This is a genomic window from Micromonospora sp. NPDC050397 (assembly GCF_044901685.1).
GTDB lineage: Bacteria > Actinomycetota > Actinomycetes > Mycobacteriales > Micromonosporaceae > Micromonospora_G.
The window spans coordinates 176574-198717 of the sequence record NZ_JBJDPS010000002.1 but is presented as its reverse complement, the minus strand read 5'-3'; the positions used below and the strand labels follow the sequence as shown (position 1 = coordinate 198717).

Sequence of the window (22144 nt, the reverse complement as noted above, 5' to 3'; positions counted from 1 at the left end):
CTTCCGCGTGCGGATGTGGGGGACGACAGACGCGAATCGGTTGTAGTCGTGACTAACTTGAAATACGCGGCATCTCGCCAGGGGACGACTTTAACTCAGAGCCGATCAGTCGCTTACTCTTCGTCATTTCCGGTCGTCTGTGCCGCCACCTCGGCCGCCGCCTCCGGCCCTTCGGCCAGCAGGATCTCGAACCCGGCCTCGTCCAGGACCGGCACCTTGAGCGACATCGCCTTCTCCGCCTTGCTGCCCGGGTTGTCACCGACGACCACGAAGTGTGTTTTCTTCGAGACCGAACCGCTGACCTTGCCACCGCGCGACTGCACCGCCTCCGCCGCCCGGTCCCGAGAATAGGTGGCGAGCGTGCCGGTGACCACCACCGTGATCCCCTCCAGTGGACGTGGGCCCTGTTCGACCCGTTCCTCCACCATCTCCACGCCGGCCTCGGTCCACTTGCGTACGACCTCCTGGTGCCAGCCGACGGTGAACCACTCGCGCAGGCTCGCGGCGATGGTCGGACCGACCCCGTCCACCGAGGAGAGTTCCTCCTCGCCCGCCCGCTCGATCCGCTCGACCGAGCCGAAGTGGCGGGCCAGCGCCTGCGCGGCGGTCGGCCCGACGTGCCGGATCGAGAGTGCCACCAGCACCCGCCAGAGCGGTCGGTGCCGGGCCGCGGCGAGGTTCTCCAGCAGCTTGACCGCGTTGCTGCCGAGCTTGCCGTCCATGTTCACGAAGAGCGGCACCCGGGCCAGCTTCTCCGCGTCCAGCGTGAACAGGTCCCCCTCGTCGACGATCGCCTCCGCGTCGAGCAGGGCGGCGGCGGCCTTCTCTCCCAGCCCCTCGATGTCGAGCGCGTCCCGACCGGCCAGGTGGAAGACCCGCTCGCGCAACTGCGCCGGGCAGGACCGGGCGTTCGGGCAGCGGATGTCGATGTCGCTCTCCTTGGCGGGAGCGAGCGGGGTGCCGCAGGCCGGGCACTGGGTCGGCATCTCGAACGGGTGGGCGTCGGCCGGACGCAGGTCGACGACCGGGCCGAGCACCTCCGGGATGACGTCGCCGGCCTTGCGCACCACCACCGTGTCGCCGATCAGCACCCCCTTGCGCGCCACCTCGCGGGCGTTGTGCAGGGTCGCCAGCGCCACCGTGGAGCCGGCCACGCGGACCGGCTCCAGCACCGCGAACGGGGTGACCCGACCGGTACGCCCGACGTTGACCTCGATGTCGAGCAGCTTGGTGGTGACCTCCTCGGGCGGGTATTTGAAGGCGATCGCCCAGCGCGGTGCCCGGCTGGTGGAGCCGAGCCGGCCCTGGATGGCGACCGGGTCCACCTTCACCACCACACCGTCGATCTCGTGCTCGACGTCGTGCCGGTGCTCGGCGTAGTAGTCGACGTAGTCCCGCACCCCGGCCAGGTCGGGCACCACCCGCCAGCGGTCGCTGGTCGGCAGTCCCCAGGCCCGCAGGGTCGCGTACGACTCCGACTGGGCCACCGGCTCGAAGCCTTGCCGGGCGCCGATGCCGTGCACCACCATCCGCAGCGGGCGCGACGCGGTGATCCTCGGGTCCTTCTGCCGGAGGCTGCCGGCGGCGGCGTTGCGCGGGTTGGCGAACGGCGGCTTGCCCTGCTCGACCAGGGACGCGTTGAGGTCGGCGAACTCCGCCACCGGGAAGTAGATCTCCCCGCGCACCTCCAGCAACTCCGGCACCTCGGCACCGTCGGCCAGCCGCTCCGGCACGCTCCGGATGGTCCGTACGTTCGGGGTGACGTCCTCGCCGGTGCGGCCGTCGCCCCGGGTCGCGGCCCGGACCAGCCGGCCGTTCTCGTAGGTCAGGTTGATCGCGAGGCCGTCCACCTTCAGCTCGCACAGGTAGCTGACCGCCCCACCGGCGTCCCGCTCGACCCGCTCGGCCCAGGCGGTCAGCTCCGCCGGGTCGAAGGCGTTGTCCAGCGACATCATCCGCTCGGCGTGGGTGACCGGGGTGAACAGGGTGGAGAAGGTGCCGCCGACCCGCTGGGTGGGCGACTCCGGGGTGCGCAGCGACGGGAAGCTTTCCTCCAGCCCCGCCAACTCGCGCAGCAGCCGGTCGAAGTCGGCGTCCGGGATGCTCGGCGTGTCGAGCACGTAGTAGCGGTACTGGTGCTCGGTGATCTCGGCGCTGAGCGCGGCGTGCCGCTCCCGGTCGGCCGGACCCGGATCGGCGCCGGCCGCCGCCTCCTGAGCCGCGCTGACCTGCTGCGGGATCGCTTCGTCTGACACCAGTTGACCTCCGGGCTCGTGTTACCCCCGCACCGTATCGGGCCGGGCCGACATCGTGGGTCCGGGGCGCCGGAGTCGGCGTCGGCGCAGGTGACCGTCGCGCTCACCCCGTCGGCCGGTCAGTCCCAGGTCACCCCGAGGGCGGCGAGTTGGTCGGCGTACTCGATCCGGTCGAGCCAGCCGGCCGGGAAGATCGCCAGTCCCCCGGCCGCCCCGAGGAAGGCGCCGGTCAGGGCGGCGATCGAGTCCGAGTCCCCCGAGGTGGTCGCCGCGCGGGCCAGCGCCGCCACCGGGTCGCCCGGGTGCCGCAGGGCGCAGAGCAGGGCGGTGGCCAGCGCCTCCTCGGCGATCCAGCCCTCACCGGTGGCCAGACAGGGGTCGCCGCCGTCGTCCGGTCGGGAGAGCGCGACGTCGAGCCGGTGGAGCGCGTCCAGGCACTCGTCCCAGCCCCGGGCGACGAACTCGGCCGGGCTGCCGATGCCGGGCCGCTGCCACAGCCAGCCCAACCAGTCGTCCCGGTAGACCGCGCGTTGCCCGATCGCCCGGCGCCGCAGCAGGTCCGGCAGGTCGGCCAGCGCCGCGCCGTCACACAACACCCGGACCGCGTACGCGGTCAGCTCGCTCGCCGCCAGCGCGGTCGGGTGCCCGTGGGTCAGCCCGGCCTGGAGTTGCGCCACCCCGGCGAGGGTGTCCAGGTCGTAGCCGGGGACCAGGCCGACCGGGGTGACCCGCATGTTCGCCCCGCAGCCCTTCGAACCGGCCACGGTCGCGGCCTGCCACGGGCCGCCCTTGGCCAGTTCACCACAGGCCCGCAGGCAGGTCATGCCCGGCGCCCGGTTGTTGTCGGGGCTGGCTGCCCAGTCGAGGAAGCGGGCCCGCAGCAACGGCTCCAGCGCCTCCGGGGTGGCGTCGGGTGCGTCGTGGAGCGCCCAGCCGACCGCGAGCGCCATCTGGGTGTCGTCGGTGACCAGCGCGGGGTTGCCGGGCAGGTCCCGGGGGCCACCGGGGCCGTAGCGCGTCTCGATCTCGGCGACCGTCATGAACTCGGTCGGTTTGCCGAACGCGTCGCCGTACGCCAGCCCGAACAAGGAACCCGAAGCCACCGCCGACCGAGCCGGCCCTACAACGTCCATCCGATGATCATCCACGGAGGAGTCAACGCGTTCACGTTTTGTCGGCGTTCGGTCAGTGCCGCCCGCGCCCGCTGGGGTCAGACGTCCTGCAGCTCCCGGATTACCGGACTCTTCGGGATGAACTCGGGCCATCCGGCCGTGCTGCATCCGGCAGCGTGCAACGCGGCACGGAGATCTGGCAGCAGCAACGAGAGTGCCCCTTCGATCTCATCTGCCTCGATCGTGGCGGCGAAGTCCGCGACCCGGTCAGCGAGCCGCGCCGCGAGGCTGACCTCACGACCTATCCGGTCCAACTGATCGATCACTTCATCGAGGAACGCCTCGAACTGCTCATCCGAGCCATGCGGGTTGCTTTCGAAGGTCAGCTCGACTCCCAGGTGGACGACTTTCACTTCGCCTCCCAACACGTACTCCGCTTCAACTGGGCCCGAACTGTCACAGTGCTGCTGCGATTCGACGGCATCGATGAGACGATCAAAACACATTTGCAGTCGTATGGACACTTCGCCTTGAAGTGTTTACCGCCTCGGCCGATCGTCCAACCCTGCTCTTCCAGTTCCCTGAATAGGTCTCTGTACTCCTTGTACGTCGGCCGCTCTGCGAACTACGGGACAGGCGAACTCAGACCTCGTAGAGGCGGGTGCCGGCCTCGCGGGCGGCGGTGAGGGCGGCACGGGCGTACTCCGGGCTGGCCCCGCCGAGGCCGCAGGTGGGAGTCACCACCACCTGCTGGGCCAGCCGGGGGCGGGGAAAGCCGAGCCGGTCCCAGAGAGTGCGTACCCGGTCGGCGACCTTCTCCGCCGACGGGCCCCGGCCAGCCGCAGACGGTCCCCGCCCGGCCGGCGGCGGCGTCGACGGGACGGCACCGACGAGCAGGCCGAGACCGGACTCGATCGCCTCACCGAGCGGGTCGAGCTGGGTGATCAGGTTGAGGTCGAAGGCGGCCCCGGTCGCCCCCGCGGTCCGGAACAGCTCCAGCGGCACGTCCGGGGCGCAGCAGTGGAGCAGCACCGGGGTGTCGACCGCGTCCACCACGACCCGGAGCAGGTCGCGGGCGGTGCCCGTCTCGACCGGCCGGTACGCGCCGAAACCGCTCTCGGTCGGCACCCGACCGGCGAGCACCTGCGGCAGCGACGGCTCGTCGAGTTGCAGCAGTACGGTCGCCCGGGGCAGCCGGCGACGTACGTCGGCCACGTGGGCGCGCAACCCCTCGGCGAGCGAGCCGGCGAGGTCACGTACGGCACCGGGGTCACGGAGCAGCCGGCCGCCGATGGCCAGGTCGACGTTGGCGGCCAGGCTCAGCGGCCCGGCGGACTGGATCTTGATTGATCCGGTGAACCCGTCGGCCTGCTCGGTGAGCTGGTCCAGGTCCCGCTCCATCAGGTCGTGCGCGCGGCGCAGCTCCCGGCCGGCGCGGGCGGCCACCCGCCACCGCCCGGCGTACAGCTCGATCGGCAGGTCGACCAGGAACCCGCCGGTACGGCCGATCAGGTCGGCACCCGGTCCCCGGTCGGGCAACTCCGGCAGGTGCGGCAGCGCCGGCAGCTCGCCCAACACGATCCGCTGCGCCTCCGCGATGTCGGTGCCGGGCAACGAACCGATACCGGTGGCCGAACCGGGGGGCCAGGGCCAAGACTGATCGCTCACAGGCCGAAGGCTAGTGCACGGCCGGGGTGTCTCAGCCGGTGATGGTGGCGGAACCGAGCACCACGTCGCCGGCCGGGTCGGGCCGGTAGGCGACGATCGCCTGACCTGCGGCGACGCCACGGACCGGGCGATGCAGTTCGGCCCGGAGCGTGTCGCCGGTGACCCGTACGGTGGCGGGCACCACCTCGCCGTGCGCCCGGAGCTGGACCTGGCACTCGGTCGCCTCGGTCGGCAGCGCGGCACCGGTCCACACCGGACGTCGGGCGTCGACCGCGCTCGCCTCCAGCGCCTCGACCGGGCCGACCGTCACGGTGTTGGTCTTCGGGGTGATCGAGAGCACGTAACGCGGCTTGCCGTCCGGCGCCGGCACGCCGAGCGAGAGCCCCTTGCGCTGCCCGACGGTGTACGCGTACGCACCCGCGTGGGCGCCGACCACCGCACCGGTACGGGCGTCGACGACGTCACCGGGGGCCTCGCCGAGCCGGTCGGCGAGGAACTTGCGGGTGTCGCCGTCGGCGATGAAGCAGATGTCGTGCGAGTCCGGCTTCTCCGCCACCGAGAGCCCACGCTCGGCCGCCTCGACCCGGACCTGCGCCTTGGTCGAGTCGCCGAGCGGGAACACCGCCCGGTCGAGCTGCTCGCGGTTGAGCACCGCGAGCACGTACGACTGGTCCTTGGCCAGGTCGACGCTGCGCCGCAGCAGCCCGTCCGCGCCCCGGCGGGCGTGGTGGCCGGTGACCACGGCGTCGAAGCCCAGGGCGATCGCCCGGTCCAGCACCGCGGCGAACTTGATCTTCTCGTTGCAGCGCAGGCAGGGGTTCGGGGTACGACCGGCCGCGTACTCGGCCACGAAGTCGTCCACCACGTCCTCGTGGAACCGGTCGGCCATGTCCCAGACGTAGAACGGGATGCCGATCACGTCGGCGGCCCGCCGGGCGTCCCGCGAGTCCTCCAGCGTGCAACAGCCGCGCGCCCCGGTCCGGTACGTCTGCGGGTTGCGCGAGAGCGCCAGGTGCACGCCGGTCACGTCGTGCCCCGCCTCCACCGCCCGCGCGGCGGCGACCGCCGAGTCGACGCCACCGGACATAGCTGCCAGTACCCTCACCGGGAAACCCCCTTCAACCTGTTCGAGGGTAGCTCTGCCGTCCGCACGCTCAGCGCCGGGCGGACCTGGTCGCGCCGGCCCGGCGGGCCCGCTCGACCACGGCGGGCAGGGCCTCGATCAGCGCGTCGACGTCGCGCTGGGTGGAGGTGTGCCCGAGCGCGAAGCGCAGCGACGACCGGGCCCGGTCGTCGTCGGCCCCCATCGCGAGCAGCACGTGCGAGGGCTGGGCCACCCCGGCCGAACAGGCCGAGCCGGTCGAGCAGGCGACGCCCTGGGCGTCCAGCAGCATCAGCAGGGCGTCCCCCTCGCAGCCGGGAAAGGAGAAGTGCGCGATGCCGGGCAGCCGTTCGGCCGGGTCGCCGTTGCTCACCACGTCCGGGACCACCTCGACCAGCCGCTTGGCCAGGTCGTCGCGGAGGGCGGAGACCCGGGCGGCGTACTCCCGCTGACCGGTCACGGCGGCCTCGACGGCGACCGCGAAGGCCACGATGCCGGCCGCGTCGAGGGTGCCGGAGCGGACGTCGCGTTCCTGGCCGCCGCCGTGCAGCAGCGGGGCGCACGGTACGTCCCGGCCGAGCAGCAGCGCACCGACGCCGACCGGGCCACCGAGCTTGTGCCCGGTGAGGGTGAGCGCGGAGACCCCGCTCGCGGCGAAGTCGACCGGCACCTGACCGACCGCCTGGATCGCGTCGGTGTGCAGCGGGATGCCGCGCTCGGCGGCGAGTTTGGCCAGCGCGGCGACCGGTTGCAGGGTGCCGACCTCGTTGTTCGCCCACATCACGCTGACCAGGGCGGTCTGCTCGCCGTACGCGTCGAGTTCGGCGGCGAGCGCGGCCGGGTCGATCCGACCGGCGGCGTCCACCGGCAGCAGCGGGGTCTGCGCCCCCTCGTGCTGGCCCAGCCAGTGCAGCGGGTCGAGTACGGCGTGGTGCTCGACCGCACTGGCGACCACCCGGTTCCGGCTGGAGTCCGCGCCACGACGCGCCCAGTAGATGCCCTTGAGCGCGAGGTTGTCGCTCTCCGTACCGCCGCCGGTGAAAATCACCTCGGAGGGGCGGGCGCCGAGCACGGCGGCGACCCGTTCCCGGGACTCCTCCACCCGACGACGGGCCGAACGGCCGGCGGCGTGCAGCGAGGAGGCGTTGCCGACCTCGCGGGCCGTGGCGACGTACGCCTCCAGCGCCACGTCGAGCATCGGCGTGGTCGCGGCGTGATCCAGGTAAGTCATCGCCCCAAGCCTATCCGCACCAGTAAGGAGCGCGCCGCCGGCCGCTCCACTCTTCTCGGCCCAGTTTCGGGCGATCGGCCCGTCGCCCGGTTCGACGTGAGTTGGGATGAGGAGTCGGATATCCCATCGTCGGAACCGCTGGGCGCGTACGCCGAAAGTGGCCGCCCGGATCCGGACGGCCACCCTTCGCGAACCAAGACCCGCTCCTTACCTCGGCTGTCGAGGCCGGTCGGAGCGGGGCCGCTACTTCCGCTTGCGGATCTCCTCGGCGGCCTGCGGTACGACCTTGAACAGGTCCCCGACCACGCCGAAGTCGGCCAGCTCGAAGATGGGCGCCTCGCCGTCCTTGTTCACCGCGACGATGGTCTTCGAGGTCTGCATGCCGGCCCGGTGCTGGATCGCGCCGGAGATGCCGAGCGCCACGTAGAGCTGCGGCGAGACCGTCTTGCCGGTCTGTCCGACCTGGAACTGGTGCGGGTAGAAGCCGGAGTCGACCGCGGCCCGGGACGCGCCGACCGCGCCGCCGAGCAGGTCGGCCAGCTCCTCGACCAGCTTGAAGTTGTCCGCGTTGCCGACGCCGCGACCGCCGGAGACGACCACCGACGCCTCGGTCAGCTCGGGGCGCGAGCCCTTCTGCTCGGCCACCCGGCGGACCACCTTGGTCAGCGTGTCGGCCGCGCCGAGTTGGACCTCGATCCGCTCCACCTCGGGGGTGGCCGGGGCCGGGCTCGGGGTGACCGAATTGGGACGCAGGGTGACCAGCGGCAGGCCCCTGGTGACCTTCGACTTCACGATGGTGGAGCCGGCGAAGGCGACCTGGGTGGCGGTCCCGTCGGCGGCCAGTTCGACCACGTCGGTGAGGATGCCGTTGTCCAGCTTGACCGCCAGCCGACCGGCGATCTCCTTGCCCTCCTGGGTGGAGGGGAGCAGCACGGCGGCGGGCTGCACCCGCCGGACCAGGTCGGCCAGGACGGTGGCCTTCGGCGCCACCAGGTGACCGTCGATCTCCTCGCTCTCGGCGGCGTAGATCTTCGCGGCGCCGTACTCGCCGAGTTTGGCGGCGAGCGCGTCGGCGGCACCGGGACCGCCGAGGACCACGGCGGAGGGCGTACCCAGCTCGCGGGCCAGGGTGAGCAGTTCGAGGGTGACCTTCTTGACACCGAACGTTGTGGTGGCCTCGACCACGACAAGCACTTCAGCCATGACCGTCTCTTCTCTCTCGACCCTGCTCAGACGAACTTCTCGGTGGCGAGGTACTCGACCAGCGCGACGCCGCCGGAGCCCTCGTCGGTGACCTTGGCGCCACCCGAGCGCGCCGGCCGCTTGCTGTGTTCGAGCACGACGCTGGTCGCGCCGGCCGCGCCCACCTCGTCCGGGGCGACCCCGAGGTCGGCCAGGGAGAGCGTCTGCACCGGCTTCTTCTTCGCCGCCATGATCCCCTTGAACGAGGGGTACCGGGGCTCGTTGATGGTGTCCCAGACCGAGACGACCGCGGGCGTGGTGGCGCTGACCACCTCGTAGCCCTCCTCGGTCTGGCGCTCGGCGGTGAGCACGGCGCCGTCGGCCCCCGGCTCGACGGTCAGCTTGCGCGCGCCGGTCAGGGCGGCGACACCGAGGCGCTCGGCGAGCATGTGCGGCAGCACCTGGACCCGGCCGTCGGTCGACTCGGCGCCACAGATCACCAGGTCGGCGTCGAGGGTGCCGAGGGCGGTCGCGAGCACCCGGGAGGTCGCGACGGCGCAGGACCCGTGCAGCGCGTCGTCGAGCACGTGTACGGCCTTGTCCGGCCCCATCGACAGCGCCTTGCGGATCGACTCGGTGGCCCGCTCGGGGCCCATGGTCAGCACGGTGACCTCGCCGCCGTGCGCCTCCTTGATCCGCAACGCCTCTTCGATGGCGTACTCGTCCATCTCGTTGATGACGTTGTTTGCCGACCCCCGGTCGGTGGTGTTGTCGTCACTGCGCAGGTTGCGGTCCGCGCCCGAGTCGGGCACCTGCTTGACGAGTACGACGATGTTCATCGCGCTTCGACGACCCTCCTGTTGGTGTTGCCGGCCTCGCCCGGTTCCGTGGCGCAGCGTCCCGCGATCCTTAACGATCGGTCAACCGTGGCGCGCTGTGGGGTTGCCCACCCGGCTATGTTACCTGCCAGTAGCATTGCTTTCCCGGGCACTCAGAGTGACACAGCTCACCGACGTGGGATCGGTCCGGGTCGGTCGCGCCGCCGTTCAGGAAGCGTGTAACGCATCCCTGATCTTGTCGAGCATCGCCGCCTCGGCGCCGCTCACCCCGTCGGCGGCCCGGGCCACCTCGTCCCCGGCCCGCAGCACCGTGTTCCGGTAGTTCTCCACCTCGCCCGGCACCTTGGCCCGCAGGATCTCCACCGCGCGACGCAGCGCCGGCAACGCCACCGCCTCCACCTCGCCGGGTTTCACCTCGGTCGAGTCGGTCGAGAACCGGGGCAGGCCACCGGTGGTGAGCACCTCGCGGACCAGGCCGGTGCTGTCGGCGATCGCGCTGGAGGCGGCGAAACTTTCCCTGACCATGGAGAGGACGCCGGGATCGGCGTTGGAGACCAGGAAGACCGCGCCGAACGCCGCCCTCTTGAGGGTCATCCTCTCCTCGTCGGTGAGCGGCTCGGACACGGTTAAGGAGTGTAGACGTACGGGGTGGTCGAGGTGACCGCGACAAACCCGAGTCGCTCCAGGATCGGCCGGCTCTCCGCCGAGGCGTCCACCTGCAACAGGGTGAACCCCCGGGCGTCGGCGAGCCGGGCCCGGTAGGTGACCAGCGAACGGTAGATCCCCCGGCTGCGCCACCGGGGCAACGTCGAACCGCCCCAGAGGGTGGCGAAACCGGTGCCGGCGACGTACCGGACCCAGCCGGCGCTGACCACCCGGCCGGACTCGACCTCCTCGGCCACCACCACGGTCAGCGCCTGCGGCCACACCTGCGAGCCGTCCGCGCCCGCCGCGACGTGCGACACGGCCGGGTCCGCCGCCAGCTCCCGCTCCAGGCCGTCGGCCAGCCAGTCGCGCGGCTCGTCCCAGACGATCGACTCCATCTCCGCGATCCGGTCCAGGTCCGCGCGGGCGGTCACCTCACGCAGCCGTACGCCCGGCGGTGGCACCGGCAGCGTCGCCGCCAGCGCCGCGACCGGCCCGATCAGGACGGTCTCCTCCTCCTCGGGCACGAACCCGGCGGCCCGCAACCGCTCCGGCAGGTCGGCCGGCTCGTCGTGGCCGTGCAGCTTCCACTCCACCGGCTCGCCGCGGGCGGCGAAGATGTCGCGCTGCCGGGCGATCAGCTCGTCCAGCGCCGCACCGGTCAGGCCACCGAGGGTGCGGTAACCGAGAAAGCCGCCGTGGTCGAGACCGAGCATCCGCACCAGCGGACCGTCCCGCTCCACCGTCACCCCGGCCGGCAGCGGATCGGGCACCCGGTCCCGGAGCTGGTTGTCGTACGCGGTCCGCAGGGTGGAGACGTCCAGATCAGTCACCCACCCAGGCTACGGGCGGCGTCGACCGGATAATTCGGGTCGTGCGCGAAAGAATCCGGCAGTGGTGGAACCCAGGACGGTTGCAACGGGTGGGCACCCGACCCGACTACCGGTTCTCCCTGGCCAACGAACGGACCTTCCTGGCCTGGCTGCGTACCGGGCTGGCGCTGATCGCCGGCGGCCTCGCCATCGCCCAGTTCCTGCCCCCGCTGCCCATGACCCACCTGCGCGAGGCACTCGCCGTCGCGCTGCTGCTGCTCGGCGGCGCGGTCGCGCTGCACGCCGTCGACCGCTGGGTACGCACCGAGCGGGCCATCCGGCTCGGCACCGAACTGCCACCGTCCCGTTTTCCCGCCCTGCTCGCCCTGGTGGTCGCCCTCGGCGCCCTGCTGCTCGTCGCGACGGTGCTGCTCAGAACCGGCGGAGCCGGATGAACCCGGTGCTGTCCCGGACAGGCGGAGCCGGATGAACCCGGACCGGGACCCGGGCCTGCAGCCGGAGCGGACCCGGCTGGCCCGGCGGCGTACCGGACTGGCGATCGCCGTGGTCGCCGTCCTCTCCGTACGGTTGGCGCTCGCCCCGGGCTCGGTGGCCGCACTCGCGTTCGGTGCGGTGGTGGCGGTCGGGCTGCTGCTCGTCGGCGGCACGGTCATCCGGCGGGCGACCCGGGCCGGCGCCCGTCCGGTCGGTGGCCGGACCATGCCGCTGCTGGCGCTGGTCGCGGTCGGCTACGCCGGACTCGGTGTGCTGCTGGTGCTCGGCGCACTAGGTTGAGTCCATCGCGTGGGTCATCATTGCCCCATGGCCCGCCTGATGATATTCGTCTTCGTCGCGCAGATCATTCTCGCCGCTTGCGCGCTGATCAGTTGCCTGTCGGCGGACAAGAGCGACATCCGCGCCCTGCCCCGATTCGTCTGGGTGCTGATCATCCTCTTCTTCCCGCTGCTCGGCTCCATCGCCTGGTTCTTCGCCGGCCGCCCGGTCGCCACGCCGCCGGGCGGACGCGCCGGGCGGGGACCGGACCGGTACCGGCCGGTCGCCCCGGACGACAATCCCGAGTTCCTCGGCTCTCTCGCCGCCGAACAGGCGAAGAAGGACCGCGAGCTGTTCGAACGCTGGGAGGAGGACCTGCGACGCCGGGAGGGCGAGATCCGGCGGCGTGAGTCCGACCCGCCGATCGAGGAGAAGCGGCCCGAGGCGTAACCAGCCGGCGGTGTCGGCGGGGCAGAATCGCGGTGTGCGGATCGCGCTGCTCGGCCCCCTGGAGGCACACGCCGACTCCGGCGTGCCCCTGGCGCTGAGCGGCACGCGACTGCGTCGGCTGCTGATCCTGCTCGCCCTGGACGCCGGTCGGGTGGTCAGCACCCGGCGACTGATCGACGGGCTCTGGGCCGGTGAGCCGCCGGCCGGCGCGCACAACGCACTCCAGGCCCTGGTCTCCCGGTTGCGGCGGGCGATGCCGGAGGCACCCGTCGAGTCGCACCCGACCGGCTACCGGCTGGCCGTACCGCCGGAGATGGTCGACGCCCACCGGTTCGAACGGCTCGTCGGCGCCGCCCGGGTCCTGCGGCCGACCGAGCCGGCCCGGTCGCTGGCCCTGCTGCACGAGGCACTCGACCTGTGGCGTGGTCCGGCACTGGCCGACGCCACCGACGCCGACTTCGCCCGGGTGCCGGTCGCCCGGCTACAGGAACTCCGGCTGGCCGCGACCGAGGAGCGGATCGAGGTCCAACTCGGCCTCGGCGCGGCCGACGAAGTCGTACCGGAGCTGCGAGCACTGGTCGCCGCCCACCCGGTCCGCGAACGCCTCACCGGACAGCTCATCAGGGCGCTGCGTGCCGCCGGGCGCGAGGCGGAGGCGCTGGTCGCGTACGAACGGTTGCGCGGCACCCTCGCCGACACCCTCGGCACCGACCCCTCGCCGGAACTCGCCGCGTTGCACCTCGCCCTGCTCCTCGACCCCTCGGTCGGATCGACCGGGGGCGGATCGACCGGGGGCGGATCGGCCGGGGGCGGATCGACCGGGGGCGGATCGACCGGGGACGGGCCGCACGCGGGCGGGCTGGAAGGGGGCGGGCCGGCGCGGGACAATCTGCCCGCCGCGCTGACCAGTTTTGTCGGGCGGGAGTGGGCGGTCGAACGGGTCGGCGCGCTGGTCTGCGACTCGCGGCTGACCACGCTGACCGGGCCGGGCGGCGCGGGCAAGACCCGGTTGGCGATCGAGTCGGCCCGGCGGTTGGTGGACCGGCAGCCGGACGGGGTGTGGCTGGTCGAACTCGCCCCGGTCACCGATCCCACGGAACTGGCGCAGAGCGTGCTGACGGTGCTCGGGCTGCGCGAGCACGCGCTCGTGCTCGGGGCCCGCAACCATGCCTCGGCCGAACCACCCGACCCGAGCACGCGCCTGGTCCGGGCCCTGGCCCACCGCCGCGCGCTGCTGGTCCTGGACAACTGCGAGCACCTGGTCGGTGCCGCCGCCACCCTGGTCGACCGGCTGCTGACCGCCTGCCCGGGACTGCGGGTGCTGGCCACCAGCCGGGAACCGCTCGGCATCACCGGCGAGGCGCTCTGGCCGGTCGAACCGCTCGGGCTGCCGCCGCGCGACGCCGACCCGGTGACCGCGCTGACGTACCCGGCGGTGCGGCTGCTGGCCGACCGGGCCGGGGCGGTCCGGCCCGACTTCGCCGTCGACGGTGGCACGGTCGCCGACGTGGTAGGGATCTGCCGGTCCCTGGACGGTCTGCCGCTCGCCATCGAGCTGGCCGCCGCGCGGCTGCGTACGCTCACCGCCGGTCAGTTGGCGGCCCGGCTCGACGACCGGTTCCGGCTGCTCACCGGCGGCAGCCGGACGGCCCTGCCCCGGCACCAGACGCTCCGGGCGGTGGTCGACTGGAGTTGGGAACTGCTCGACCAGCCGGAGCGGGCACTGTTGCGCCGCCTGGCGGTCTTCACCGGCAGCGCCGGCCTGGCCAGCGTGGAACGGGTCTGCGCCGGCCCCGGCCTCGACCCGACCGAGGTCTTCGACCGGCTCTGCGCGCTGGTGGACAGGTCGCTGGTGCTGGTCGTCGGCGACGGCGGCGAGCCGCGTTACCGGATGCTGGAGACGATCCGGGCGTACGGGTTGGACCGGCTCGCCGAGGCGGACGAGACCGGGACGGTCCGGCGGGCGTACGTGACCGAGTTCCTCGACCTCGCCGAGGCGGCGGACGCCCGGCTGCGCGGCCCGGAACAGTCGCCCTGGCTCGGCCGGCTGACCGCCGAGCACGACAACCTGCACGCCGCGCTGCGCTGGGCGATCGGCACCGGCGACGCGCTCACCTCGATCCGGTACGCCGCCGCGCTCGGCTGGTACTGGTGGCTGCGCGGGCACCGGACCGAGGGGGCCGAGCTGGCCGAACAGGCACTCGCCCTGCCCGGGGCCGCCTCGACACCGGCCGGTTTCCGAGCCGTGGCGTACGCGACCGGGGCGCTGAACGTCCTCGCGGCGCGGGCCGACGTGGGGCGGGGCGGTGCCTGGATGGCCCTGGCCGGGCAGCTCGCCGACCGGCACGGGCACGACCACCCGATGCTGCGGTTGGCGACCCCGCTGAGCCTGATCTTCGAGCACGACCCGGAGGCGTCGGCAGCGCTACGAACCCGCTTCGACGACCCGGACCCGTGGGTACGGGCGGTGGCGCACGCCTTCCACGCCGGCACCGAGAGCAGCCTCGGCCAGCCGAACGAAGCCGTACGGGCCGACGCGCTCGCCGCCCTGGCCGCGTTCCGCGAGGCGGGCGACCGCTGGGGTACCACCCTCGCCCTCACCTCGGTGGCGGGGCTGGCCGCCCGGGACGGTGACCACGCCGGCTCGGCCGCCGGGTACCGGGCCGCGCTGGCCGAGATCGAGCCGCTCGGCACCTCCGAGGACAAACCGGAGATCCAGGTCCTGCTCGCGCTCGAACTCTGGCAACTCGGCGAGCGGGAGGCGGCGCTGGCCACCCTCGCCGAGGCGGAACAGATCGCGGTCCGCCTCGGCTCGGCGTCCTGCCAGGCCGCGGTCTCGCACCGGTGGGGGGACCTGCTCCGGGCCGAGGGCCACTGGGCGGCGGCCCGGGCGCGCCTCCAGCGGACCGTCGACCTGGGCGCCGGGGTGCCGGTGCCGCCGCAGTGGCACGCCATCACCGCCACCTCGATGGGCTGCGTCGACGCCGCCGAGGGCGACTTCGCGGCGGCCCGCGCCCAGCACGACCGGGCACTGGGCCTGGCGCTGGGGTCGCGCGACGCACCGATCGTCGCCGTGGCCCTGGTCGGTTTCGCCGACCTGGCACTGCTCACCGAGAACCCCTCGGCGGCGGCCACCCTGCTCGGCGCGGCGGCCGACGTACGCGGCGGACCGGACCGCACCGTGCTGGACGAGCAGCGCGTCGGCCGGGCCGCGCGCGACGCACTGGGCGAGGTCGACTTCGCCGAGGCGTACGCGCGCGGCGCCGGCACGAAGCTCGCGAGCACCCCCGAACTGGTCCGCCGCCTGCTCGACGGGCTGACCGGCTGACCTCCCGACCGGCTGAGCGCCGACCGGCTGGGCGGCGGCGGTCGCTCAGGTTCGCCGTTTGAAGGCCCGCAGCGACAGCGGCGCGAATACCGCGGTGAGCACAAGCCCCCAGAGCACCGACTGCCAGACCGGTCCCGCCACCGGCCCACCCACCAACAGGCCCCGGACGGCGTCGGCGAGCACGGTGACCGGGTTGACCTCGACCCACGCCTGGAGCCAGCCGGGCATGGTGTCGGTCGGCACAAAGGCGTTGCTGGTGAACGAGAGCGGGAAGATCACGACGAAGCCGAAGATCTGCACCTTCTCCGGCTCCCTGGCCAGCACCCCGACCAGCACCGAGATCCAGGACGCGGCCAGGGAGAAGAAGAGCAGCAGCAGGAACGCGCCGAGCAGCCCGAGCGCCCCGTTGCCGAGCCGGAACCCGAGCACCAGCCCGACCCCGACCAGCAGCGCCATCGACCAGACCTGCTTGACCGTGTCGGCCAGGATGCGACCGGCCAGCGGGGCCCAGCGGGCGATCGGCAGCGCCCGCAACCGGTCGAAGACCCCCTTGGTCAGGTCGACGTTGAGCCCGAAACCGGTGCTCATGGTGGCGAAGAGCGCGTTCTGTACGACGATCCCGGCGAGCGCGAACCGCAGGTACTCGCCCGGGGAGCCGGAGATCGCCCCGCCGAAGACGTACGTGAAGAGCAGCACGAACATCAACGGCTGGACGCTCAGGTCGAGCAGTTCCAGCGGGTTGTGGCGGATCTGCACCAGGCTGCGCCAGGCCAGGGTGAGGGTGTGCCGCAGGCCGGCGACCGGGCCGACCCGGCGGGTCGGTGCCAGGACCGGGCCGGGGCGGGTGGTGGCGACGGCGGTCACGACAGACTCCCCTGGTTGTTCGCCGACTCGGGCCGGTGACCGGTCAGGGCGAGGAAGACCTCGTCCAGGCTGGAACCGCGCAGGGCCAGTTCGCCGACGTCGACGCCGGCCTCGTCGAGGCGCCGCACCACGGCCGGCAGGAGCGCCCGGTCGCGTACCGGGACGGTGGCGCCGCCCTGCGCCAGGTCGGGTTCGACCCCGGCGGTCTCCCGCAGCAGCGAGCTGAGCAGCGGCAGGTGCGCCGGGTCGGCCGGCCGGACGGCCAGGACCTGTCCGCTGGTACGTGCCTTCAGCACGTCCGGGCTGCCGGTCGCGACCACCGTCCCGTGGTCGACCACGGCGATCTCGTCGGCGAGATGGTCCGCCTCCTCCAGGTACTGGGTGGTCAGCAAGACCGTCACCCCCTCCTCCGCGACCAGGCTTCGGACGATCTCCCACAGCTCGGTCCGGCTGCGCGGGTCGAGCCCGGTGGTGGGCTCGTCGAGGAAGAGCACCTGCGGACGCCCGACCAGGCTCGCGGCCAGGTCCAACCGGCGGCGCATCCCACCGGAGTAGGTCCTGGCGGGCCGGTCAGCGGCGTCGGAGAGGTGAAAGTCGGCGAGCAGTTCCCCGGCCCTGGCCCGCGCGGTGGCCCGGCGCAGGCCGAGCAGCCGGCCGATCAGCAGCAGGTTCTCCGCCCCGGTCAGGGTCTCGTCGACCGAGGCGTACTGACCGGTCAGGCCGATGAGCTGACGAACCTGGTGGGCCTGGCGGAACACGTCGTAGCCCCCGACGCTGGCCCGACCCTCGTCCGGCTGGAGCAGGGTGGCGAGCACCCGTACCGCGGTGGTCTTGCCCGCCCCGTTCGGCCCGAGCAGGCCGAACACGGTGCCGGTCTGGACCACGAGGTCCACCCCGGCCAGGGCGGTTGTCGCCCCGAAGCGTTTCACCAGGCCGTCGGCCTGGATCGCATAACTCATCACGATCTCCCTCATCCGATCTCGAGCCGAGCCTGCCGGCGGCCACTGATCCGGGCCTGACATCCGCCGGCTCACGCTGACCGGGCGCTGACACGCCGAGGGCTGCCCGGAATACGCCTGCCCGTACCATGACGCCTGGTCCGCGTCCGGCACCGGCCGTACGGGGGTCCTGTTGCCCGCACGACGCGCTGGAGAGACGGCGGAGATGGACGACGAGGCACCGGTCGAGACCCGTACCGCCAGCGCACCGGCTGGCCCACCCCCGGCCGATCCACGCCCACGCCGGCTGCCCGTGCTGGGGCTGGTCACGTACGCCGCCGCGCAGCTCGTGCTGCTCTTCTGGTGGGTGGCGTACTACCCGGGCCTGTTCAGTCCCGACTCGCTCAACTACATGTGGCAGTCGACGACGGGCAACTGGAACACCCACCACCCGGTCACGTACACGGCTTTGGTCTGGCTGTCGCTCCAGTTGACCAACGGGGTCGGGGCGCTCACCCTGTTGCAGACGGTCGCGCTGGCCGCCGGGCTGACGTACGCGGTGACCGGTCTGCGGCGGCTCGGCGGACCCGCCTGGCTCTGGACGGCCTCGGCCGTCGTGCTGGTCGCCCTTCCCCCGATCGGCTCGTTCACGCTGGCGGTGTGGAAGGACGTTCCCTTTGTCATCTGCCACGTCTTCCTGCTCGGCACGGTGGCCCGCCTGGTCGCCCGACGCCGCGAGGGCCGCACGCCGACGTTCTCCCGTGGCCTCTGGCTCGCCCTGCTGGCCGAACTGACCCTGCTCTGCCTGTTCCGGCAGAACGGGTTCATCGTGACGGCGGTGCTGATCGCCGTCTGTGTGCTGCTGCTGCGCGGTGTCGCGGTACGGATGATCGTCGCGGGAGCCACCGCGATCGCGATCGCCCTGCTGACCAACTGGCTCCTGCTCCCCGCGCTCGGGGTGAAGGACTCGGGTTCCCTGGTCGCGCTGGAGACCCTCTTCGGTGACATAGCGGTCGGTTACGCCGACGACCCGGCGAGTTTCTCGGCGACGGAGACGGCCGTGATGGCCCAGGTCGCGCCGCTGACCCACTGGCGCGACTCGGCGGACTGCTACTCGGTCGACCCGACCGTCTGGGACCCCATCTTCGTCCGTCCGAACGCCGCCGAGCACAAGTCGGAGCTGGTGTCGATCTGGGTACGGCTGTTGCAGCGGTCGCCCGGCACGGTGCTCCAGGCCCGGTTCTGCCGCAGCTCGATCGCCTGGCAACCAGCGTCGACCGGAAACGTCGCCCGCAACCCGAACCCGTGGTCGGTGCGCACCTACGTCCAGCGGGACCCGCTGTTCCAGGCCAGCCCGGCCCGGCACGCCGCGTACTCGGACCCGCTGAGCCGTCGGGCCGGCGACCTCGCGGTCAAGTTGAGCGGTTACACGGTCACCCCGGAGTGGCTCTGGTGGCGCGGGGCAAGCTGGGCGTACGTCGCGTACCTGGTGGTCGGCCTGGTGGCCTGGCGCCGTCGGGACCGTACGGTGCTCGCCCTGGCCGGGCTCTCCGCCGGCAACCAGCTCTCCGTCCTGGCGATCAACAACATGCAGGGCGCCCGGTACATGTTCGTGCCGTACGTCCTCGGCGTCATCCTGCTGCCGCTGCTCGCCACCGCCCGCCGCCCGGCCGAGGTCGTGGCGACTCCGGCCGAGGTCGTGGCGAGGGACGAGCCGGAGTCGACGCCGGCCGTGGCGCCGGAGGCCGCGCCCGGGGCGGACACTCCGGCGCGGGCCGGATCAGGCCAGGTTGGATGAGCGCGGGTACGCGTCCGCCGGGTCGGTCAGCACGTTGACCAGGTAGGGCACCCCGGAGTCGAACGCCCGCTTCAGCGCGGGACGCAGGTCGCCGGCCTTGGCCACGGTCTCGCCCGCTCCGCCGAGCGCGGTCACCACGTCGTCGTAACGCAGTTCGGGTTGCAGGTCGGCGGCGACGTCGTAGCCGTACATGGCGTTCATCGGGTGCTTCTCCAGCCCCCAGATGCCGTTGTTGCCGACCACGATCACCACCGGCAGTTTCTGCCGGGCCAGCGACTCGACGTCCATCAGCGAGAATCCGGCCGCCCCGTCGCCCATCAGCACGCAGATCTGGCGGTCCGGGTGGGTCACCCTGGCCCCCATCGCGTAACCCATGCCGGTGCCCAGGCAGCCGTACGGACCGGGGTCGAGCCAGGTGCCGGGGATCGACGGCTCCAGGTAGCGGCCCGCGTACGAGACAAAGTCGCCGCCGTCGCCGATGGTGACCGCGTCGGGGTCGAGCACCTTGCGCAGTTCGCCGTAGACCCGGGCCGGTCGGATCGGGTCGGACTCGGCCGCCATCTCGTCCGCGTCACGCTTGCGCGCGGCGCTCTCGACCGAGCGCAGGTCGGCGATCCAGGAGCTGTGGTCCTCCCGGTCGCCCTGGTGGTCGGCGAGCATGCCGAGGATCAGCCCGAGGTCGCCGGTGGGGGTGGCGGCCGGCTGGACGTGGGTGGCCCGCTGGCTGGGCGCGTCCACGATGTGCACCACCTGCGCGTCGCCGAAGTCGCCGAAGCCGAGCCGGAAGTCGAGCGGGGTGCCGATCACCACCACCAGGTCGGCGCCGTTGAGCGCGGTCCGGCGGGCCTTGGCGAAGGCAAGCGGGTGCTCGGGCGGGAGCGAGCCGCGACCCATGCCGTTGGTGAAGACCGGGACCTGGAGTGCCTCGGCGGCCTCGCGCAGCGCGGCGGTGGCGTCACCGGCGTAGACGTCGGAACCGGCGATGATCACCGGCCGCTGGGCGCTGGCCAGCAGCCGGGCGGCCTTGTTCACCTCGTCGGGGTCCGGTTCGAGCGGGTTGATCCGCCCGGCCTCCGGTGCGGTCGCCTCGGCGGAGGAGAAGACCACCTCCAGCGGCAGGTCGAGGAAGACCGGCCCACGGTGCGGGCTGAGCGCGGCGGTCAGCGCGGTGCCGATCGCCTCGGGGATCTCGTCGGTGCTGGTCACCGTCGCGGCGTGCTTGGTGACCGGCGTGACCAGGGGGAGGTGGTCGATCTCCTGGAGGCTGCCCGAGCCCCAGCGGAACGCGGGCGCCCGGCCCCCGATCACCATCACCGGCGAGCCGTTGAAGTGGGCGCTGGTCAGCCCGGAGATACCGTTGGTGACACCCGGTCCGGCGGTGAGCACGGCCAGCCCGGGTCGCCGCCGCAGCTTGGCCACCGCCTCGGCGGCGAAGACCGCGGACTGCTCGTGCCGTACGTCGACGATGCGCATCGGCGGACGGCCCGCCGCGTCGGTCTCGGTGCGGTGAGCGGCGTCGTAGAGCGGGAAGACGTGGCCGCCGGAGAGGGTGAACATCTCGGTGATGCCGTACGCCCGCAGCGCCGCCAGCGCCAAGTCGCCGCCGTGACCTTCTATCCGCTCCGTCATCGCCGCTCCCTCGTCGTCGTGGTGGGTGCACAGGCTATCGGCCGATCCGGAAAAGATGAAAGAGACTCGCCTATGTCCGGTACGGTCCGCCACGCCCCGCTGAGCCCGACCACCACCCGCTCCGCCGCCCCGACCCTCGGGTCAGCGGCCGGTGAAATCGGGCTTCCGCTTGGCGACGAAGGCGGCCATGCCCTCGCGTCGGTCCTCGGTCGCGAAGAGCGCCGCGAAGAGCTGACTCTCCCAGGCCAACCCCGAGGCCAGGTCCATTTCCAGGCCGCCGTCGACCGCCAGCTTCGCCGCCCGCAGCGCCTGGGCCGGGCCGGAGAGGTACGGCCGGACCATGGCCACCGCCTCCGCGTACACCTGGTCGGCCGGCACCACCCGGTCGACCAGCCCGATCCGCAGTGCCTCCGCCGCGTCGACCATCCGCCCGGACATGATCAGATCCTTGGCCCGCGCCGGTCCGACGAGCCGGGCCAGCCGCTGGGTGCCGCCCGCGCCCGGGATGATGCCGAGCTTGATCTCCGGCTGACCGAGCTTCGCGTCCTCCGCCGCGATCCGCCAGTCACAGGCGAGCGCCAGTTCGCAGCCGCCGCCGAGGGCGTAGCCGGTGATCGCCGCGACCACCGGCTTGGGGACCCGGGCGAGGGCACCGAGCGCGCTGGAGAGCTCGACCGCGCGCGCCGCCATGTCCACGTACGACATGTCGGCCATCTCCTTGATGTCCGCGCCAGCCGCGAAGACCTTCTCGCCGCCGTAGACTATGACCGCGCGGACGTCGTGGTCCGTGGCAGCCGCCGTCGCCGCGGCCCGCAGCTCCTCCTGGACCTGGGTGTTCAGGGCGTTCATCGGCGGGCGTTCCAGCCGGATCGTGCCGATACCGTCGCTGATCTCCAGCCGGACGAAGTCGCCCACACTCCACCTCCACATCGAAGTCCGCGTACCCACACTACGATGCCGCTCGTTGGGTATGTTGTCTGGTGTCCCCGTGACCAGGACGTGAAGAAATGATCACCTATTACGACGACCGGTCCGTACGGGTCACCTCCGAGGCGATCCGGGTTGCCGGGCGGGCGTACCCGTTGGGGGAACTGGCCGAGATCTGGCACCAGCGGGGCGATCGGTCCTGGCGGGTGCTCGCCAACCGGGGCGCACTCGGGATCGGTCTGGTCGGACCGGTGGTCGCCGCCCTGATCGGCATCGCGCTGGCAATCCGCTTCCACTCCTCGATCACGGTCACCCTGGCGATCGTCGGCGCCTCGTGCCTGGTCGGTTTTGCCGTCGGCCCGGTCGCCGACCTGCTCCTCGAACACCTGGACCGGTCGTACACCAGGGGCTCGCACCGGCTGGAAATCTGGGTACGCTGGCACGACGAGCCGGTCCGACTGCTCCAGACCACCGACGCGCTCCGGTTCGGCCAGATCTACCGGGCACTGCAACGCGCGGTGGAGCAACGCCAGCGCACGCCACGCCTGCGCTGACCAGCCCCTGACCAGCCAGATCAGGCGCAGATCGGG

At 72.6% G+C, this 22144-nt stretch carries 20 protein-coding genes; 6 read left to right on the top strand and 14 right to left on the bottom strand.

Features of this window, described 5'->3' with window-relative positions:
• Positions 1-113: 113 nt before the first annotated feature.
• The 10 genes from ligA to ACI2K4_RS06980 all read right to left on the bottom strand — a co-directional run bounded on the left by ligA (position 114) and on the right by ACI2K4_RS06980 (position 10867).
• On the bottom strand, positions 114-2255 hold the full coding sequence (gene ligA / locus ACI2K4_RS07025; RefSeq protein WP_404509442.1) for an NAD-dependent DNA ligase LigA: 2142 nt from the start codon (positions 2253-2255) through the stop codon (positions 114-116).
• Between the two features lie 119 nt (positions 2256-2374).
• On the bottom strand, positions 2375-3388 hold the full coding sequence (locus ACI2K4_RS07020) for an ADP-ribosylglycohydrolase family protein (RefSeq protein ID WP_404509441.1): 1014 nt from the start codon (positions 3386-3388) through the stop codon (positions 2375-2377).
• A 77-nt stretch (positions 3389-3465) separates the two neighbouring features.
• Positions 3466-3891 (bottom strand): hypothetical protein, encoded by a 426-nt coding sequence (locus ACI2K4_RS07015; RefSeq protein WP_404509440.1) that lies wholly within the window; start codon positions 3889-3891, stop codon positions 3466-3468.
• A 118-nt stretch (positions 3892-4009) separates the two neighbouring features.
• Entirely contained in the window at positions 4010-5035 is a 1026-nt protein-coding gene (locus tag ACI2K4_RS07010) for a methionine synthase (RefSeq protein ID WP_404509439.1), read from the bottom strand.
• Between the two features lie 31 nt (positions 5036-5066).
• Positions 5067-6140, bottom strand: a complete 1074-nt coding sequence (mnmA, locus tag ACI2K4_RS07005; protein ID WP_404509437.1) for a tRNA 2-thiouridine(34) synthase MnmA — start codon at positions 6138-6140, stop codon at positions 5067-5069.
• A 49-nt stretch (positions 6141-6189) separates the two neighbouring features.
• Positions 6190-7368, bottom strand: coding sequence for a cysteine desulfurase family protein (locus ACI2K4_RS07000; protein ID WP_404509436.1), 1179 nt, complete (start codon positions 7366-7368; stop codon positions 6190-6192).
• A 243-nt stretch (positions 7369-7611) separates the two neighbouring features.
• Positions 7612-8571 carry an electron transfer flavoprotein subunit alpha/FixB family protein gene (locus tag ACI2K4_RS06995; protein ID WP_404509435.1) on the bottom strand — a complete coding sequence of 320 codons (960 nt, stop codon included), beginning with the start codon at positions 8569-8571 and terminating at the stop codon, positions 7612-7614.
• Between the two features lie 26 nt (positions 8572-8597).
• Positions 8598-9389 (bottom strand): electron transfer flavoprotein subunit beta/FixA family protein, encoded by a 792-nt coding sequence (locus ACI2K4_RS06990; protein WP_404509433.1) that lies wholly within the window; start codon positions 9387-9389, stop codon positions 8598-8600.
• A 207-nt stretch (positions 9390-9596) separates the two neighbouring features.
• Positions 9597-9983 carry a hypothetical protein gene (locus ACI2K4_RS06985; protein ID WP_404510284.1) on the bottom strand — a complete coding sequence of 129 codons (387 nt, stop codon included), beginning with the start codon at positions 9981-9983 and terminating at the stop codon, positions 9597-9599.
• A gap of 32 nt (positions 9984-10015) precedes the next feature.
• Entirely contained in the window at positions 10016-10867 is an 852-nt protein-coding gene (locus ACI2K4_RS06980; RefSeq protein WP_404509432.1) for a GNAT family N-acetyltransferase, read from the bottom strand.
• Between the two features lie 41 nt (positions 10868-10908).
• On the opposite strand from ACI2K4_RS06980, the gene ACI2K4_RS06975 reads away from it, so the two are divergent.
• From ACI2K4_RS06975 to ACI2K4_RS06960, 4 genes are read left to right on the top strand one after another with little or no spacing between them, the layout of a single operon-like run.
• Complete coding sequence (locus ACI2K4_RS06975; protein WP_404509430.1) at positions 10909-11301, top strand: YidH family protein; 393 nt, start codon at positions 10909-10911, stop codon at positions 11299-11301.
• Between the two features lie 31 nt (positions 11302-11332).
• On the top strand, positions 11333-11641 hold the full coding sequence (locus ACI2K4_RS06970; protein WP_404509429.1) for a DUF202 domain-containing protein: 309 nt from the start codon (positions 11333-11335) through the stop codon (positions 11639-11641).
• Between the two features lie 27 nt (positions 11642-11668).
• On the top strand, positions 11669-12070 hold the full coding sequence (locus ACI2K4_RS06965; RefSeq protein ID WP_404509428.1) for a PLD nuclease N-terminal domain-containing protein: 402 nt from the start codon (positions 11669-11671) through the stop codon (positions 12068-12070).
• A 34-nt stretch (positions 12071-12104) separates the two neighbouring features.
• Positions 12105-15398, top strand: coding sequence for a BTAD domain-containing putative transcriptional regulator (locus ACI2K4_RS06960; RefSeq protein ID WP_404509427.1), 3294 nt, complete (start codon positions 12105-12107; stop codon positions 15396-15398).
• 45 nt (positions 15399-15443) lie between these two features.
• Here the strand turns inward: ACI2K4_RS06960 and ACI2K4_RS06955 are convergent, their stop codons facing one another.
• Positions 15444-16262 (bottom strand): ABC transporter permease, encoded by an 819-nt coding sequence (locus ACI2K4_RS06955; protein WP_404509426.1) that lies wholly within the window; start codon positions 16260-16262, stop codon positions 15444-15446.
• Positions 16259-17221: an ATP-binding cassette domain-containing protein gene (locus ACI2K4_RS06950; RefSeq protein WP_404509424.1), complete on the bottom strand. Its 963-nt coding sequence runs from the start codon at positions 17219-17221 to the stop codon at positions 16259-16261. The genes ACI2K4_RS06955 and ACI2K4_RS06950 overlap by 4 nt, the downstream gene beginning before the upstream one ends.
• Before the next feature lie 205 nt (positions 17222-17426).
• Here ACI2K4_RS06950 and ACI2K4_RS06945 point away from each other — a divergent pair, with 205 nt between their 5' ends.
• On the top strand, positions 17427-18998 hold the full coding sequence (locus ACI2K4_RS06945; protein ID WP_404509422.1) for a hypothetical protein: 1572 nt from the start codon (positions 17427-17429) through the stop codon (positions 18996-18998).
• Here ACI2K4_RS06945 and ACI2K4_RS06940 read toward each other — a convergent pair.
• Together ACI2K4_RS06940 and ACI2K4_RS06935 are read right to left on the bottom strand one after the other, a co-directional pair.
• Positions 18981-20627 carry an acetolactate synthase gene (locus tag ACI2K4_RS06940; RefSeq protein ID WP_404509421.1) on the bottom strand — a complete coding sequence of 549 codons (1647 nt, stop codon included), beginning with the start codon at positions 20625-20627 and terminating at the stop codon, positions 18981-18983. The genes ACI2K4_RS06945 and ACI2K4_RS06940 overlap by 18 nt on opposite strands.
• 141 nt (positions 20628-20768) lie before the next feature.
• Positions 20769-21542 (bottom strand): enoyl-CoA hydratase-related protein, encoded by a 774-nt coding sequence (locus ACI2K4_RS06935; protein WP_404509420.1) that lies wholly within the window; start codon positions 21540-21542, stop codon positions 20769-20771.
• Positions 21543-21634: 92 nt separating this feature from the next.
• On the opposite strand from ACI2K4_RS06935, the gene ACI2K4_RS06930 reads away from it, so the two are divergent.
• Positions 21635-22108, top strand: coding sequence for a DUF6232 family protein (locus ACI2K4_RS06930; protein ID WP_404509419.1), 474 nt, complete (start codon positions 21635-21637; stop codon positions 22106-22108).
• The last annotated feature ends 36 nt before the right edge of the window (positions 22109-22144 follow it).

Bases quoted from the DNA above. Each gene is read 5' to 3' on its own strand.
- ACI2K4_RS06990 (WP_404509433.1), bottom strand. From the start codon at position 9,389: ATGAACATCGTCGTACTCGTCAAGCAGGTGCCCGACTCGGGCGCGGAC.
- ACI2K4_RS07000 (WP_404509436.1), bottom strand. From the start codon at position 7,368: ATGACTTACCTGGATCACGCCGCGACCACGCCGATGCTCGACGTGGCG.
- ACI2K4_RS07020 (WP_404509441.1), bottom strand. From the start codon at position 3,388: ATGGACGTTGTAGGGCCGGCTCGGTCGGCGGTGGCTTCGGGTTCCTTG.
- ACI2K4_RS06995 (WP_404509435.1), bottom strand. From the start codon at position 8,571: ATGGCTGAAGTGCTTGTCGTGGTCGAGGCCACCACAACGTTCGGTGTC.
- ACI2K4_RS06970 (WP_404509429.1), top strand. From the start codon at position 11,333: ATGAACCCGGACCGGGACCCGGGCCTGCAGCCGGAGCGGACCCGGCTG.
- ACI2K4_RS06965 (WP_404509428.1), top strand. From the start codon at position 11,669: ATGGCCCGCCTGATGATATTCGTCTTCGTCGCGCAGATCATTCTCGCC.
- ACI2K4_RS06985 (WP_404510284.1), bottom strand. From the start codon at position 9,983: ATGACCCTCAAGAGGGCGGCGTTCGGCGCGGTCTTCCTGGTCTCCAAC.
- ACI2K4_RS06930 (WP_404509419.1), top strand. From the start codon at position 21,635: ATGATCACCTATTACGACGACCGGTCCGTACGGGTCACCTCCGAGGCG.
- ACI2K4_RS06950 (WP_404509424.1), bottom strand. From the start codon at position 17,221: ATGAGTTATGCGATCCAGGCCGACGGCCTGGTGAAACGCTTCGGGGCG.
- ACI2K4_RS06940 (WP_404509421.1), bottom strand. From the start codon at position 20,627: ATGACGGAGCGGATAGAAGGTCACGGCGGCGACTTGGCGCTGGCGGCG.
- ACI2K4_RS06945 (WP_404509422.1), top strand. From the start codon at position 17,427: ATGGACGACGAGGCACCGGTCGAGACCCGTACCGCCAGCGCACCGGCT.